Consider the following 15,046-nt stretch of genomic DNA (forward strand, 5'->3'; position numbering starts at 1 on the left):
CGGCTTGTAGCTGAAACGAAAAAGGCGTCCCGGATTTCCGGGGCGCCTTTTTTCATGCCGCTGCCTGTACCCCCTCTGACTTGGGGAGGGGGGAGAGGTCCCTGCCGAGCGAAAAGCCAGTCTCTCCCCACATGCGAGTCCCCCGGTCGGAAATAGCGCTATCGCGCGTGGAAATGGCGAAATTTCATTCCGAACAGTGCAATTCCAGTCGGCTTAGGGGGGGGCATGGCAGCAGGGCGGTGCGGTTACTCGCGATACCGTGCTGCCCGGCAGTTGCCGCGAACGGCTTCCAGCGTGGCGAACGACCCGGGGCTGTTGCGCAATTCGGCGGGAGTTACGACGAAACCGTTTGGTCAGGTCGCTAGGCCTGCGGCTGATATGCCTCGGTTTCCTTGCGGGGCCTTTTTTTTCTTGGCGGGAGTCCTCTCTTCCACCACCTGCCTGAATCTCTCTTCGCCCAGTTTCCTTCTCATCCCCTCCAGGTAGAGCCGCTCGTACTTCTCGGCGGCATCCTCCCAGGTGAAGCGTTTGGCCATGGCGTTTTGACGCAATGCCACGATCGCTTCTGGATCGTGGTACCAGGTGTGCACCGCCCAGCCGACCGTGTCGAAGAGGGCCCCCGCGTCCAGGTTCCAGAACTTGAAGCCGTCTCCGGTGCGTCGGGCGGGGTCGAAGTTCTGCACCGAGTCGTCAAGTCCGCCTGTGGCGCGCACGATGGGGAGGGTCCCGTAGCGCATGCTGTACATCTGGTTCAGGCCGCACGGTTCGAAAGCTGAGGGCATCAGGAAGAAGTCGCAGCCGGCCTCGATGCGGTGGGCCAGGCTGTTGTCGTAGCCGATACGGCAGGCGAAACGATCGGGCCGGTCCGCGGCGATGCCGCCGAAATAGAAGTGGGCCCAGGGCTCGCCGGCCCCGAGGAGCACCAACTGGATGTCGAGTTCCAGCAGCCGCGGCAGCGCCTGGGCGAGGACGTCGATCCCCTTCTGCTTCACCAGGCGCGATACCATGCCGATGAGCGGCACCTCGTCGCGCTCGGGGAGTCCCAGGGCGCGCTGCAACTCCTTCTTGCAGGTCGTCTTTCCGGAGAGATCGCTGGCGCTGTAATTGGCGGGCAGGAGGCGGTCCTCCTCCGGGTTCCATTCGTGGTAATCGACGCCGTTCAGGATGCCGGAAAGAACGTCCGCGCGCTCCCGAACCGCCCCTTCCAGCCCCCAGCCGTACTCCGGCGTCTGGATCTCGCGGGCGTACCCTTCGCTGACCGTGTTCAGCATGGTGGCGTGGTAGATGCCGCCCTTCAAGAGGTTTACCTGGTTGTCCATCTCCAGTTCCAGGAAGTTGAAGTGTTGCCAGCCGATGCCGAGGACGTCCATGGCCCCTTCGTAAAAGCTCCCCTGGTGCTGCATGTTGTGGATGGTGAGCAGCGAGGCGGCCTGGGCGAGGTGGTCGTCGGAGCGGTACCAGGTGTTCATCAGCACCGGGACGGCGGCGGTGTGCCAGTCGTGGGCGTGCACCAGGTCGGGGCTGAACTGGATCATCTTGCACAGTTCGAGACTCGCCTTGGACAGGAAGATGAAGCGGTTGTCGTTGTCGAGGTAGCCCTGGTTGTCCCTCTCGTAGAGGGTGTCACGCCCGTAAAAGTCTTCGTGTTCCAGGAAATAGATGGGGACATCGGAGCCTGGCATGGTGCCCTGGTACACGCCGCAGTACATGTTGCCGATGATCCCCATGGGGACCACCAGGACACCGGGGAGCAGGCGCAACTGGTAGCGCTCGCGGTCCACCTTGTAGTAGCGGGGCATCACCACGCGGACATCGTGGCCGCGTGCCTGGAGGTATTTGGGAAGGGCACCGACCACGTCGGCGAGGCCGCCTTCTTTCGCGAACGGGACTGCTTCCGAGGCTGTTATCAGGATGTTCAGACGCATTTCGATCGGCTCCTGTTGCTGGTCTTGTGACGTTAGGCCTCAGCAAAAATACCAGAACAAGATGTGAGACGCAATGAGGTGGTGTTAATTATTCCGACGCCTCTTTGCTCTTCATGGCGCGCAGTGCCGCGACCCGGTCCACAACCGGAGGATGGCTGTAGTAGAAAGCGGCGTAAAGCGGATGCGGGTGCAGGTTGGAGAGGTTCTCGGTAGAGAGTTTCACTAGGGCCGAGGCAAGGGCCTCCGGGGTGCCCGAGAGGTCGGACGCGAAGCGGTCGGCTTCCCACTCGTTGCGGCGCGACAGCCATGAGCCGATCGGCGTCAGCGGGAAGGAAACGATGGAGAAGAGGAAGCTGACCATGAGGACCTGGGCCAGGAACGAGGCTTCGCGAAGGCCGAAGAGGAGCGGCAGCCCCCCCCACGCGATCACCTGGTGCACCAGGAAGAACAGCGCCAGCGCGGCGACCTCCATAAGGACCAGCCGTTTCCAGATGTGCCCCCTCTTCCAGTGCCCGGCCTCGTGCGCCAGTATGGCCAGGACCTCCGGGCGCCGCATCTGTTTCAGCAGGGTGTCGTAAAGGACGATGCGTTTGACCCGTCCGATGCCGGTGAAATAGGCGTTGGAGTGCAGGCTCCTGCGGGAGGCGTCCATCTGCTGCACGTCCTTCACCTGGAGCCCGGCCTTTTGCAGCATGGCGCGGATCTCCTCTTCCAACTCGGGGTCGCCCAGCGGCTCGAACTTGGAGAAGAGCGGCTCGATAATGTACGGCGAGACGTAGATCATGACGATGGAGAAGAGGGCGAAGAAGGCCCAGACCCAGAGCCACCAAAGGCCGGGCGAGTGCCGCACCAGCAAAAGGGCGGCGCTGATGACGATGGCGGTGAGGGCCGCCGAGATCAAGGTCGACTTGAGGAGATCCGAAAGCCACAGCCCCGGCGTGGTGGTGTTGAAACCGTAGCGGCGCTCCAGCCGGAAGGTGCTGTAGAGCGAGAAGGGGATGTCGAGCACCTCCTGCGCCAGGGTAAGGATCAGCATGAACAGCACGCCCCGGAGCACGAAGGAGTCGGTCAGCGATGCGATCCAGGCATCGTAGAGCGGCAGCAGCGGGGTGAACATGAAGATGAGCAGAAGGGCGCTGTCGTAGATGGAGTCGATGAAGGCGAGCCTGCTTTGCGCCAGGGTGTAGCTCGCCGACTTGGCCAGCGTCTCCGCGTCGACGGCGTCGGCGAACCCTTCGGGCACGGTGGCGCCGTAGCGGCGCAGGTGGCGCAGGTTCAGGTAGCGCAGCAGGCAGACAGCGGCGAAGCGCGCGAGGTAGAGGACGATCAGCAAAATAGTGGTGGACATCTCATCTCCCTCGCGCCGCAGTTGTGAAAACGATTTCCTAGCCGGTCCGGATACTTCATCCCTCGCCCTCCGGGAGAGGTCGGCCGAAGGCCGGGTGAGGGACGTGTCACGTTACTTCCAGGTCGCTTCCTGGCGACTCCCTCACCCCGCCCCTCTCCCCGTGGGAGAGGGAGAGTTCGCCTACTAAAAAAGGCCCTCCGTGTCGACGGAGGGCCTTTGCCTTGTTTAACCGCGGGGCGTGCTACTTCTTCACGCTGCCCTTCTCGATGATGGCGGTGTACTTGTAGCCGCCGCCGAAGTCCTTGTCCTTGGCGAGGGTGCCGGAGACGGTGATGACATCGCCCTCTTCGGCGTTCTCGGTGGTGGTCACCACGAGGTCGTTGGTCTTCTTCTTGGTGTCACCGGTGCCGTCCTGCAGGTGCAGCCAGTTCTTGTTCATGATGCCGTTGGCGACCTTGACCACCTGGCCGCGCACGACGACTTGCTTGCCGTTCAGGGCACCGCGCTTGGCGAAGATCTCCTCGACGGTGTAGGCGTTGGCTCCGCTTGCCTTCTCCACCTTGATCTTCTCGCCGGGAGCGGCCTTCTTGGCCTCCTTGGCGGCGGGCTTGGCCGCGGCACCTTTTACTTCCGGCGCGTTGCAGAACAGGATGGTGTCGAACTTGCGGTTCAGGGTTTTGCTCTGGAAGTTGTTCATCGGCATGCAGCCCTGGAAGGAAAGGGTGTCACCGACACGGGTCTCCAGAACCGGGTAGGCAACCCAGGTCTTGGTGCCGCCGGTCACCTCGAGGTTGGCGTAGGTGTAGCCGCCGCCTTCCATGGTCTCGACGACCTTTCCTGTCGGGTTGGTGTTCACTTCGGCTCCACCTGCTTCTGCGGGAGCCGCGCCACCCATCATCATGGAATGGCTGCTTTTGGACATGCTCTTTTGGATCGCCTCGACCTTCGAGGCGGCTTTTTCGGGCGCCTTGACAGCAGCGTCGGTTTTGGCATCGGCCTTCTCGGCCGCTTTAGGTGCGGTGACCGCTTCGACTTTGGTGTCTGCCTTCTCAGGCGCCTTGGGTGCGTCAGCACAGGTCCCGGCCACCGGCAGCGCCAGCGTGACGAGGACGGACATAATGGTGGAATAACGCTTCATCTAAGACTCTCCCCCACATCGAATTGCCGCCTGGGCGGCGCAAAAGCCTAGCTTTGCGCCGCGTACAATAGCAGCTTAAAGACAAAATATCAATTTGTTAATTTTCGCTTATCGTATTCGTTACTTCCTGGCGATGGCCAGCGAGTTCCCGTCTCCCGCCACGTCGACCTGGACGGTGTCGCCGGGACCGAACTTCCCTTCCAGCAGCATGAGCGCCAGCGGGTCCTGGATCTTGCGCTGCAGGGCGCGCTTCAGGGGACGCGCGCCGTAGGCGGGGTCGTATCCTTCCCGCGCCAGGAACTCGCGCGCCTGCTCGGTGACCTCGAGGCCGATGCTCTTTTCCTCCAGCCGTTTGGTCAGGGAGTGCAACTGTATCGAGACGATCTCCTTGATCCGTTCCAAGGGGAGCGCGTGGTAGATGACGATCTCGTCGACCCGGTTCAGGAACTCAGGCTTGAACGCCTCCCTGAGCGTCTCCATGACCTCGCCCTGCATCTTGGCGTAGTCGGTGGCGCCGTACTGCTGGATCCACTGCGAACCCAGGTTGCTGGTCATGATGATCACCGAGTTCTTGAAGTCGACCGTCCTTCCCTGCCCGTCGGTCAGTCGGCCGTCATCGAGGATCTGCAGGAAGACGTTGAACACCTCGGGATGCGCCTTCTCGATCTCGTCGAAGAGCACGATGCAGTAGGGACGACGCCGCACCGCCTCGGTGAGCTGCCCTCCCTCCTCGTAGCCGACGTACCCCGGGGGGGCGCCGATCAGGCGGGCAACCGTGTGCTTCTCCTGGTACTCGCTCATGTCGATGCGCACGATGGCCTGGTCGTCATCGAACAGGAAGGAGGCGAGGGCGCGGGCCGTTTCGGTCTTGCCGACCCCGGTGGGGCCCAGGAAGATGAAGGAGCCGATGGGACGGTTCGGGTCGGAGAGGCCGCTTCGGGCGCGACGGACCGCGTTGGCCACCAGGGTGAGCGCCTCGTCCTGGCCGACCACCCGGCTTTTCAGGCGCTCTTCCATGCGCACCAGCTTCTCGCTCTCGGTCTCCAGCATCCGGTTCACCGGGATGCCGGTCCACTTGGCGACCACCTCGGCCACCATCTCGGCGTCCACCTCCTCCGGTAGCATCTTCCCTTCTTTCTGGATCTGCTCCAGGGTGAGGCGCTTGTCCTCGATCTCCTTCTCGATGGCGGGTATTTCGCCGTAGCGGATCTCGGCGGTGCGGGCCAAAAGACCGTCCCGCTCTGCGCGCTTGGCCTCCTCGGCCTTGTCCTCCTTGCGCTGCTTAAGCTCGCCCAGTTCGGCCAGGAGGTTCGTTTCCCTCTTCCAGTGGCTGTTCAGTTCATCCGACTGGGCCTTCAGCGTTGCCAGCTCCTCTTCCAGTTTCTTGAGCCTCTCCAGCGCCTTCGGGTCGTGCTCGCGCAGCATGGCCTCCCGCTCGATCTGCAGCTGGATGACGCGCCGGTCGATCTCGTCGATCTCGGTCGGCTTCGAGTCCAGTTCGATCCTGAGCCGGGATGCCGCCTCGTCGATGAGGTCGATCGCCTTGTCGGGGAGGAAGCGGTCCGTGATGTAGCGGTCCGACAGCGTTGCGGCGGCGATGATGGCCGAATCCTTGATCTGGATCTTGTGGTAGTTCTCGTACTTTTCCTTCAGGCCGCGCAGGATGGAGATGGTCTCCTCAACGCTTGGCTCACCCGCGTAGACCTGCTGGAAGCGCCGCTCGAGCGCCGCGTCCTTCTCTATGTGCTTTCGGTACTCGTTGAGCGTCGTGGCGCCGATGCAGTGCAGTTCGCCGCGGGCAAGCGCCGGTTTGAGCATGTTGGAGGCGTCCATGGCGCCCTCCGCCGCGCCCGCGCCGACCAGGGTGTGCATCTCGTCGATGAAGAGGATGATCTTCCCCTCCGAACGCGCCACCTCCTTGATCACCGACTTCAACCGCTCCTCGAATTCACCCCGGTACTTGGCGCCGGCGATGAGGGCCCCCATGTCGAGCGCCATGATGACCTTGTCCTTGAGCGTTTCGGGGACGTCGCCGGAGACGATGCGCTGGGCGAGCCCCTCGGCGATGGCGGTCTTGCCGACCCCGGGCTCGCCGATCACCACCGGGTTGTTCTTGGTGCGGCGCGACAGTACCTGGAGCACGCGACGGATCTCGTCGTCGCGCCCGATGACCGGGTCCAGTTTCCCCTGGCGGGCAAGGTCGGTCAGGTCGCGGCAGTATTTGGCCAGCGCCTGGTATTTCTGTTCCGGGTCCTGCTCGTTGACGGCCTCGCCGCCGCGTAATTCCTTGAGCGCCGAGAGAATGCCGTCGCGGGTCACGCCGTTTTGGCTCAAGAGCCGGCCGCTCGGCGTGTCCTTCGATGCCACCAGCGCCAGCAGCAGGTGCTCCGTGGATACGAACGTGTCGTGCATACCGTCCGCTTCCTTCTGGGCCTGGTCCAGGATGCGGTTCAAAACGGCCGAGAGCCCGACCTGGGCCCCGCCGGTCACCTTGGGCAGGCGCTTGAGCACCTCGTCCACGCTGTCGCGCAGCCGGGGCAGGGGAGCGCCGATCTTCTTGATGAGGTCGGGCACGAAGCCCCCTTCCTGGTCGATAAGCGCGAGCAGCAGGTGTTCGGCTTCGATGGCGGGGGCCGACATGGCGAGGGCGTTTTCGTGCGCCGTCGCTACCGCTTCCTGGGTCTTTACGGTCATTTTCTCAGGTCTGATCATGGCTTACCTCCTAAGTCATAGAAGAAGATAGGGAGGGGAGGAAGGTGTGTCAAGGTGGGGGACGGTTTTTACCTCAAAGGTGGGCGGGCATGTCGCGGTGGTGCCACCGCGGCAAGGCTTGTAGTGCGCGACAAGATATGGCATTATCCGGCAGCGGAATGTGGAGCCGGGGCCCGCACTGGTCGGGACGCGAATCGGTGGCTGTTATAGCCACGTAGTGGGGCTTGCAGGGGAGCTGAGGTTGGCAAAGTTGAAAAGCGACGATAACGGGATCGGTGCCGTAGACCATCCGGATGCCGAGGTCGAGCTCGACCTGGCGGCCGAGGACGATCTGGATGACGACCTCGACCTGGCGGCGGACGAGCATCTTTTCTACGGAGATGATCCGGACGAACCGCTCGATGATGATGCCGATGACGGCGAGGAACTGGTCTGGGACGCCGAGGAACTGTCGAAACCGGTCGTCGCCACGCCGGGATGCGCGGTCAGCTTTTTCGTGGACAACAAGCGCCATCACGCCATCTGCCTCGCCGTGATCGGCGACGAGGTGCTCCTCGAGCACAAGGACGCGACCCGGTGCTTCCTGTTCATCGGCAAGATAACCGAGATAGTTCCGCGCATCCGGCGCGGGGTCGTTTCCGCCACCATCACCGTTGGCGCCCTCAAGCGGTGCCGTTACCGCTCGGTTCCCAAGAAGTGGCTCCAGGAAATGATCAAGGCCGGGCTGTCGTGGAAGGGTGTCGAGGGGCCGGGGAAAGTCGCGCCGGCTCCCGGCGAACTGCTGAGCGGGCAGATGGAATTATTCTGACACTCCGTCGTTGCCTCGGAGCGAAGTGATTGCAGCTGGCGATGCCCTCACCCTTGCCCTCTCCCGGAGGGCGAGGGGATGTGGTGGAAGGTTGCATGTCAGGAACCTGACTTCGTTGCGCACGGGGAGGGGGGACCCCCGGGGAAAAACAGAAGGGGACAGGCACTTTTAAAGTAGCCTGTCCCCTTTTTAGTTCCCTTGTCAGGTTGTATTACTTCACTTTCCTCATCCAGCCGAACTTGTCTTCGATCTTGCCGGTCTGGATGCCGGTCAGGGTGTCGTACAGGGTCTGGGTGTGCTTGCCCACGCCGCCGTTGCCGACCTGGACGGTCTCGCCGGCATAGCAGAGCGTGCCGACCGGGGTGACCACCGCGGCGGTGCCGCTACCGAAGGCCTCCGTGATCTTGCCGCTCTTCAGGTCCTGCATCAGGTCGTTGACGTCGATCTTGCGCTCCTCGACCTTGAGCCCCATGGACTTGGCCAGGGTCAGCACGGAGTCGCGGGTGATGCCGTGCAGGATGCTCCCCTCCAGCGGCGCGGTGACGATGGTGTCGCCGTAGGCGAAAAACATGTTCATCGAGCCGACTTCCTCGATGTAGCGCTTGTGCACGCCGTCCAGCCAGAGCACCTGGTCGTACCCTTTTTTCTTGGCCTCGAGGCCGGCCTTCAAGGAGCTGGCGTAGTTGCCGCCGGTCTTGGCTTCGCCGGTGCCGCCCGGGGTGGCACGGACGTACTTGTCCTCGACCATGATCTTGACCGGGTTGAAGCCGGCGGCGTAATAGGCGCCCACCGGGGAGAGGATCACGTAGAAGTAGTAGTGGTCTGAGGGCTTGATGCCGACGTGCGGCTCAACGGCGATCATGGCGGGGCGGATGTAGAGCGACGTCCCCTCGCTGCCGGGAACCCATGCCTTCTCCTGGGCCACCAACTGCTCGATCCCCTGGACGAAGAGCTCTTCCGGGACCTCGGGCATGCAGAGCCGCTCAGCGGAATGGTTGAAGCGGCGGGCGTTCATCTCCGGGCGGAACAGGGCGATGGTGCCGTCCTCCCACTTGTAGGCTTTCAGCCCCTCGAAGATTTCCTGCGCGTAGTGCAAAACAAGCGCCGCGGGGTCGATCTGGAACGGTTCGTACTTCTTGATGCGCGCGTCGACCCAACCCTGGCCGGCTTTCCACTCGACCAGCAGCATGTAGTCGGTAAAAATCGTGCCAAAGCCAAGCTTCGACTCGTCGGTGTACTTGACCTTCTTTTCCCCCTCGCTAATCGGTATTACCCTGATCTCCATGTGGCAGAACCTCCGGTTATTCGGCGCCAGGCGTCGCTTATTTCGATCTTTTCGTTTACCACATTCGCCGCGGCAGGCGCAAGTAATTTAACCCCCGTAATTTAGGGGGCATCCCCTTGATTTTTTGCGGGCGGCTTGTTATATTTATTAGCGCTCAAGAGTGGAGAGTGCTAACAAGCATGAGGCAAAACCAGCACTCACAAGGGAGAGATCGACATGACGCACGCAATGCCGGTACCTATAGATAGCCTTACCCTGTACCTCACGGAGATCAACCGTTTTCCGCTTCTGTCGGCGGATGAGGAGATGGATCTGGCTTGCAGGTTCCGCGACGAGGGGGACCTGGAGGCGGCCCACAAGCTGATCACCTCGAACCTCAGGTTTGTCGTGAAGATCGCCGGGGAGTACCGCTCCTATGGCATGAAGATGCTGGACCTGATCCAGGAGGGGAACGTGGGACTCATGATGGCGGTGAGGAAGTTCGACCCCGCCAAGGGGGTCCGTCTCATCTCCTACGCCGTGTGGTGGATCCGGGCGTACATTCAGAACCACATCATCTCCGCCTGGAGCCTTTTGAAGATCGGCACCACCCAGGCGCAGAGAAAGCTCTTTTTCAAGCTGAACCAGGCCAAGCAGGCCATCATCAACATGACCGGCGAAGGCGACCTGCACGCGGCGGCGATTTCGCTGGACGTAAAGGACACCGAGGCGCAGGAGATGGAACAGCGCCTGAGGGGCGAGTTGTCGCTGGACGTGGAGATGTTCGAAGGGGAAGGGGCGACCTTCCTGGAAAGCCTGCCCGACCTGCGCCAGAACCAGGAGGAAATGCTGGCCGAGCGCCAGGAGACCACCATTCTGGAGCGGACCGTGGCGAGCGCGCTGGAACAGCTGAACGAGAAAGAGCGCTTCGTCATCGAGCACCGCGTCTCGGCGGACCAGCCGCTTACCCTGCAGGAGATCGCCGACCACTTCTCCATCTCACGGGAGCGGGTACGGCAGATCGAGGAAGGGGCCCTCAAGAAGATGAAGCGCTTCCTGACCCCGCTGGTCCTGGACCAGGCGGCCTGAAACCCAAACCATTGGCCACCGAGAACATCTGAGGACATCTGAGAAAGCAAAGAGCGATAGCAAAGGGCGGCTTCCCTGACGGGAGCCGCCCTTTTTTATACTTCCCCCTCCCCCTGGCGGGTGGGGGAAGGGCCATCGTCACTGCTCGTTGCGGCTTCACTCACCTGCGCCCCCTTCTGGTCAAGGGAGGGGGAGGGGGGAGCACGGGTGTCATCGCCTCACGGCCGGCTCCAAACGGGCCTTGCCGCGCAACTCGGCGACGTACGCCGCGACCAGCGGGGCCATCTTCTCCTTCTTGAGGCAGGCATACACCGCGGGCTTGGCCTCCTGGTAGTTTTCCAGGCGCGGGGCGCGCTTTTCGGTCAGCTTCAAGATGTGGAAGCCGTAGGAGGTCTGCACCAGGTCGCTGATCTCGCCCGGCTTCAGCGCGAAGACCGCCTGTTCCAGGCGCGGGTCGAGTTCGCCGCGGTTGAAGAAGCCGAGGTCGCCTCCGCGGGCTTTGCTGGGACAATCGGAGTGCGACTGCGCCAGGATGCTGAAGCTCTCCCCCTCCCTCACCCGGTGCAGCAGGATTTCCGCCCTTTCCCGCGCCCGCTCCTTGTCCCGCTCTTCCCCGGATCCCGCCACCACGAGGATCTGGCTGGCCCTGGCACTGCATCCCGTCTTGAACCGGTCCCTGTTCGCCGCGAAGAAGCTTTTCGCTTCTGCCGCATCGATCTGGATCCGCCTGCCGAACCTGCTTTCGATGAACGTGTCGATCACCAGTTCTTTGCGGATTAACTGCTCCAGTTGCGGCAGGGTCAGCCCCGCCTCCTCGATGCTACGGTAAAACGCGGCATCGCTCAGGTGCCTGGCGCGGTCGCGGGAAATCACCTGGGCTACCTGCCGCTCCACCCCCTCGGTCGCGGCCACCGTCCCTTGCGCTGCCTGGTACAGCAATTCGGCGGCCACCAGTTGTTCGAGCGCCTCACCGGAAAGCTCGCGCAGCTTCGCGGCCGACAGCGGCGCGCGCAGCAGCCTCTTCTCCATAAGCGCCTTGACGGCGCGATCCAGTTCGGCGCGGGTAATAGTCCTGCCGTTGACCTTTTCAACGGGATCGGTGGGGGAGCCTTGCCGGAGGGGGGGCGGAACCTGCGGTTGTCGCTTTTGGTCTGATTGGTTACAGGCGAACAGGGGTATCAACAGGAGTGGTATCGCGATCGCCAGGGCGACCGCTCTTCTCCGAAGGGACATCCATTTCCTCCAGTGCCGGCGTAAGGGTTCCTCTGCAGCTCCACGTAAACAGCAAGAGATGTACCGTCGCGGTCGCGGTCTGAGGCGAGGTATCGTGATTCCAGGGTGTTACCGGGCGGGGGTGGGGGCAGTGCCGGGGGGGGGCGTGGGAAAGGGAGATGTTACGGTGCAAATGACCCAGTCGCGGAACGGGGCGCAGGGGTATTTACCCCTGCGCCGACGGGGTTGTTGGGGGGCGGTTATCAGGCCTTGAATTTGTTCTCGGTGCCGGCCCGGAGCCTGCCGATGTTCTCGTGGTGCTTGAGGATCACGATGACGGCGATCAGGAGCGCCATGACGACGGTTTCGCGGGGGGCGCAGGTGGCCCAGGCGAGCACGGGGATGCCGGCGGCCGCGGTGATCGAGGCCAGGGAGACGTAACGCCACTTGTAGAGGACACCGGCGAAAATGAGGATGCCGAAGAGCACGGCCAGCGGCGCGGTCCCCAGCAGCACTCCCAGCGCGGTGGCGACCCCTTTTCCTCCCTTGAAGCCGAGAAAGACGGTGTAGACGTGGCCGAGGAAGGCGGCGAGGCCGACGGCGGCGATCCATATCGGGAAGAGCCCGAGCGCCTGCGCGATCAGGACCGGGATCAGTCCCTTGAGGCAGTCCCCGACCAGGGTCATGATGCCGAGCTTCTTACCGGCAGTGCGGTAAACGTTGGTGGCACCGATGTTGCCGCTGCCACATTCCCTGATATTGATGCCCATGCTCCGGGCCAGAAGCAGGCCGGTCGGTACCGAGCCGAGCAGGTACGCGCCGACCAGAAGCAGAATCTCGATCTTCAAAACGTTCTCCCCGTGCTTAATGAAACAACGGCGCATCGTACAGTATTTCGGTCAAAACTGCAAGTCGCCGGCGGCGCGACGCCGGCGGGAACCGCGGGGCATGGGGCAGGTGGGGGCGCTTCGGGGGGGCGGGTTACCGGGCGCGCAGCCGTTCGTGGCGGAGCACGACCACGGTCATGGCGAGGAAGAAGGCGTCACGCAAAAGCGCAACCCAGGGGGAGGTTTTGGCACCTTCCTGGCGGAAACAGCCGCAGTCGATGTCGAGCCCCCGGACCATGGCGGCGGAGAGCGCGGCCATGAAGACGACGTTGAGCGCGCCGATGATCAGGGCGCCGCTTCGGACCCGGATGCCGCAGATGAGCAGCACTCCGCAGGCAAGCTCCAGGAAGGGAAGCACGGCGGCGGTGACATAACTCCAGAAGTAGGGGAGGATCCGGTAGGCGGCCACGCTGCCGGCGAAGGCGACCGGGTCGGCGATCTTTGGGATCGCGGCGTAGATGAAGATGGCGCCGAGGGCGATGCGGAGCGCCAGGGGGATCATGGGGGTGCGCACGGTTTTCATGGCGTGCCTCCCGACGTCGGGAATCCCGCGTCGCGCCATTCGGGGAGTCCTCCCTCGAAGACGTACACGGAACCGTAACCCGCCTTTATCAACAGTTTGCCGAGTTCCATGCTGTCGTGGCAGGAAAAGCCGTTGCAGTAGACGACGATGACGGTGTCCTTGGCGACCCCGTCGAGCCGCGGCGCCGCCTGCCGGCTCGCTTCTTCCAGCGGCAGGGAACGGGCACCGGCGATGTGCTCCTTGGCGAAACTCGCGCCGCTTCTGGCGTCCACCAGCACCGCCTGTCCCGAGTCGTGCAGTTCCTTCACCTGCGCAAGGGCGATCGGCATGGGGAGCGTCTCCGCCTGCTGTGCCGCCTGGCCGGCCGGGCCCACCGTTGCAGCGGATGCAGCGGATGCCGCCGGTGTGGCCGGTGTGGCCGGTGTGGCCGGTGTCGTCGGTCCGGCGGGGGCGCCACGCCAGGCGTCGGCGAGGAGGGTCCTGTTCCAGACGATGCCCAACAGTGCCGACGCGAACACGATCACCGCGATCTCAACCGAGGTTTTGAGCCAGCTTTTTTGTCCCATGTGAAAACCCGGATGCGAGGGAGGCGCTGCGAAGCGGCGGCGCTCCCGGTTGAAATGGATACCAGAGAGATGTTACGCAAAAGCGGCGCCCGGGTCAACGGGCGCCGCTTCGGATGCTAGAACCGTTCGGGGGGGTAGATGTCGTGCTCCTCCAGCCAGTGGGCGGCGCGGTCGGTGAGGAAGGCCTCGCGGATGGCCTGGAAGCGTTCGTGCTCCTCCGGGTAGAAGGCCAGGATCTCGTGCAGTCTGCCGTGGGACTGCTGGCCGCTGAAGGCTCGCGTCAGCATCGCCTTGAGCCCCTCGTTGGTCAGTCGCTGGATGAAGGCGTGCACCAACTGGCGCTCTTGCCCGTAGTCGAAGGGGGGAATCTCGAGGAAGCGCTCCTCCTGGGACGCTACTTCATCCCAGAAACTTTCATCCTCGTACTCGGCCGGAACCGAAAAAACCTCGCCGGTCTCGCGGTCCAGGAAGAAGATGAGATCCTGGTCGCCGTTCTCGAAGGCCTCCATCAGGTCTTCCCAGACGATCTCCAGGTTGCGTAGTGCGTGCATCGGTACCTCTTGGGAACGGGGTTGGTCAAGGTTCCCTTTACCAACCCCGTATTTTTGTATATATTGCGCAAATGCGCAAGATTTTCATCGCCGATGCCCACCTCAGGAACCCGCAGGACAAAAACTACCAGGCCCTGGTCCGTTTCCTGGACATGCTCCCCGTCGACACCGACACCCTCTACCTCCTGGGTGACATCTTCGAGTTCTGGATCGGAAATCCGCAGCCGGTGTACGGGCATTATCGCGAAGTCGTGGAGTGTCTGAAGCGGCTGAGGGCGCGCGGGGTGCGCATCGTCTACTTCGAGGGGAACCACGACTTCCACCTGGGGGGCTTCTTCCGAAACGAGCTACAGGCCGAGGTTCATACCGGTGGCGCCGAAATGGAGATCGGTGGGAGGAGGGTCTGCCTGTGCCACGGGGACCAGGTCAACCGCTCCGATTACCACTACCGGGCCTTGCGGTTTCTGCTGCACGGCCCCCTGGTCAAGGCGCTGGTGCCGGTGATCCCGCGCCGGCTGACCGACCGGATCGCGGCCAAGCTGTCGCAGCGCTCGAGCCGCCAGCACGACTCGCGCAAGAGCCGCTGGGACTACGCCCGCATCCTGGAGGGCTTCGCCCGCGAGCGCTTCGCGGCCGGGTGCGACCTGGTCGTCACCGGCCACTTCCATCTCCCGATGGAGCTAAGGGAGGGCGAGCGGGTTTTCGTCGCCTTGGGGGACTGGATCACCCACTACTCCTACGCCCAGTGGACCGAGGCGGGGCTCACCCTGGAGCGCTTCGACTAGTCCGGCCGCAACCCGAAGAGGGCCAGGTACTTCTCCACCCGCTCCGGCAGGGTCGGCGCCGCGATCATCCCGCAGATCCGGTCCGGTCGGTACCCCCGGCACACGGCCGGCCGCTCCTCGTAGATCTGGCAACGCTGTTCACCGGAGAGGTGGCGGCACCGCTCTCCCACCTTCTTGTTCAAAGAGCTGATGTCCGGCGCGACGCAGCAGGTCCCGCATCCTGAACATTCCATTTCCA

Annotated in this window: 14 protein-coding genes; 3 read left to right on the forward strand and 11 right to left on the reverse strand. The window is 63.2% G+C overall.

Features of this window, described 5'->3' with window-relative positions; all coding sequences use genetic code 11:
• Positions 1 to 353: 353 nt before the first annotated feature.
• From glgA to clpB, 4 genes are all read right to left on the reverse strand, one after another.
• Positions 354 to 1,925, reverse strand: a complete 1,572-nt coding sequence (gene glgA / locus KOL99_RS15065) for a glycogen synthase GlgA (protein WP_216511295.1) — start codon at positions 1,923 to 1,925, stop codon at positions 354 to 356.
• An 88-nt stretch (positions 1,926 to 2,013) separates the two neighbouring features.
• Complete coding sequence (locus KOL99_RS15070; protein ID WP_216511296.1) at positions 2,014 to 3,273, reverse strand: M48 family metallopeptidase; 1,260 nt, start codon at positions 3,271 to 3,273, stop codon at positions 2,014 to 2,016.
• A 241-nt stretch (positions 3,274 to 3,514) separates the two neighbouring features.
• Entirely contained in the window at positions 3,515 to 4,411 is an 897-nt protein-coding gene (locus KOL99_RS15075; protein WP_216511297.1) for a DNA-binding protein, read from the reverse strand.
• A gap of 120 nt (positions 4,412 to 4,531) precedes the next feature.
• Entirely contained in the window at positions 4,532 to 7,123 is a 2,592-nt protein-coding gene (clpB, locus tag KOL99_RS15080; RefSeq protein ID WP_216511298.1) for an ATP-dependent chaperone ClpB, read from the reverse strand.
• A 241-nt stretch (positions 7,124 to 7,364) separates the two neighbouring features.
• On the opposite strand from clpB, the gene KOL99_RS15085 reads away from it, so the two are divergent.
• On the forward strand, positions 7,365 to 7,931 hold the full coding sequence (locus KOL99_RS15085; RefSeq protein WP_236026272.1) for a hypothetical protein: 567 nt from the start codon (positions 7,365 to 7,367) through the stop codon (positions 7,929 to 7,931).
• A gap of 211 nt (positions 7,932 to 8,142) precedes the next feature.
• Here KOL99_RS15085 and KOL99_RS15090 read toward each other — a convergent pair whose 3' ends face one another.
• Entirely contained in the window at positions 8,143 to 9,216 is a 1,074-nt protein-coding gene (locus KOL99_RS15090; RefSeq protein ID WP_216511299.1) for a branched-chain amino acid aminotransferase, read from the reverse strand.
• Between the two features lie 216 nt (positions 9,217 to 9,432).
• Between KOL99_RS15090 and rpoH the strand changes: the two genes are divergently transcribed.
• Complete coding sequence (rpoH, locus tag KOL99_RS15095) at positions 9,433 to 10,284, forward strand: RNA polymerase sigma factor RpoH (RefSeq protein ID WP_216511300.1); 852 nt, start codon at positions 9,433 to 9,435, stop codon at positions 10,282 to 10,284.
• A gap of 210 nt (positions 10,285 to 10,494) precedes the next feature.
• Here the strand turns inward: rpoH and KOL99_RS15100 are convergent, their stop codons facing one another.
• The 5 genes from KOL99_RS15100 to KOL99_RS15120 form a co-directional block, all read right to left on the reverse strand.
• Positions 10,495 to 11,517 carry a peptidylprolyl isomerase gene (locus tag KOL99_RS15100; protein ID WP_216511301.1) on the reverse strand — a complete coding sequence of 341 codons (1,023 nt, stop codon included), beginning with the start codon at positions 11,515 to 11,517 and terminating at the stop codon, positions 10,495 to 10,497.
• 242 nt (positions 11,518 to 11,759) lie between these two features.
• Positions 11,760 to 12,344 (reverse strand): glycerol-3-phosphate 1-O-acyltransferase PlsY, encoded by a 585-nt coding sequence (plsY, locus tag KOL99_RS15105; protein WP_216511302.1) that lies wholly within the window; start codon positions 12,342 to 12,344, stop codon positions 11,760 to 11,762.
• A gap of 133 nt (positions 12,345 to 12,477) precedes the next feature.
• The gene (locus KOL99_RS15110; RefSeq protein ID WP_216511303.1) at positions 12,478 to 12,906 is read right to left on the reverse strand and encodes a MauE/DoxX family redox-associated membrane protein; all 429 of its coding nucleotides are present in this window, start codon (positions 12,904 to 12,906) and stop codon (positions 12,478 to 12,480) included.
• On the reverse strand, positions 12,903 to 13,472 hold the full coding sequence (locus tag KOL99_RS15115) for a rhodanese-like domain-containing protein (protein ID WP_216511304.1): 570 nt from the start codon (positions 13,470 to 13,472) through the stop codon (positions 12,903 to 12,905). The genes KOL99_RS15110 and KOL99_RS15115 overlap by 4 nt, the downstream gene beginning before the upstream one ends.
• Positions 13,473 to 13,588: 116 nt before the next feature.
• On the reverse strand, positions 13,589 to 14,023 hold the full coding sequence (locus tag KOL99_RS15120) for a UPF0158 family protein (protein WP_216511305.1): 435 nt from the start codon (positions 14,021 to 14,023) through the stop codon (positions 13,589 to 13,591).
• Positions 14,024 to 14,094: 71 nt separating this feature from the next.
• Here KOL99_RS15120 and KOL99_RS15125 point away from each other — a divergent pair, with 71 nt between their 5' ends.
• Positions 14,095 to 14,808 (forward strand): UDP-2,3-diacylglucosamine diphosphatase, encoded by a 714-nt coding sequence (locus tag KOL99_RS15125; RefSeq protein ID WP_216511306.1) that lies wholly within the window; start codon positions 14,095 to 14,097, stop codon positions 14,806 to 14,808.
• On the opposite strand, the gene KOL99_RS15130 is transcribed toward KOL99_RS15125, so the two are convergent.
• Complete coding sequence (locus KOL99_RS15130) at positions 14,805 to 15,041, reverse strand: YkgJ family cysteine cluster protein (RefSeq protein WP_216511307.1); 237 nt, start codon at positions 15,039 to 15,041, stop codon at positions 14,805 to 14,807. The genes KOL99_RS15125 and KOL99_RS15130 overlap by 4 nt on opposite strands.
• Positions 15,042 to 15,046 lie beyond the last annotated feature (5 nt).

Origin of the sequence: Geomonas azotofigens, from assembly GCF_018919395.1 — a bacterium.
In the GTDB taxonomy this organism is placed as follows: Bacteria; Desulfobacterota; Desulfuromonadia; order Geobacterales; family Geobacteraceae; genus Geomonas; species Geomonas azotofigens.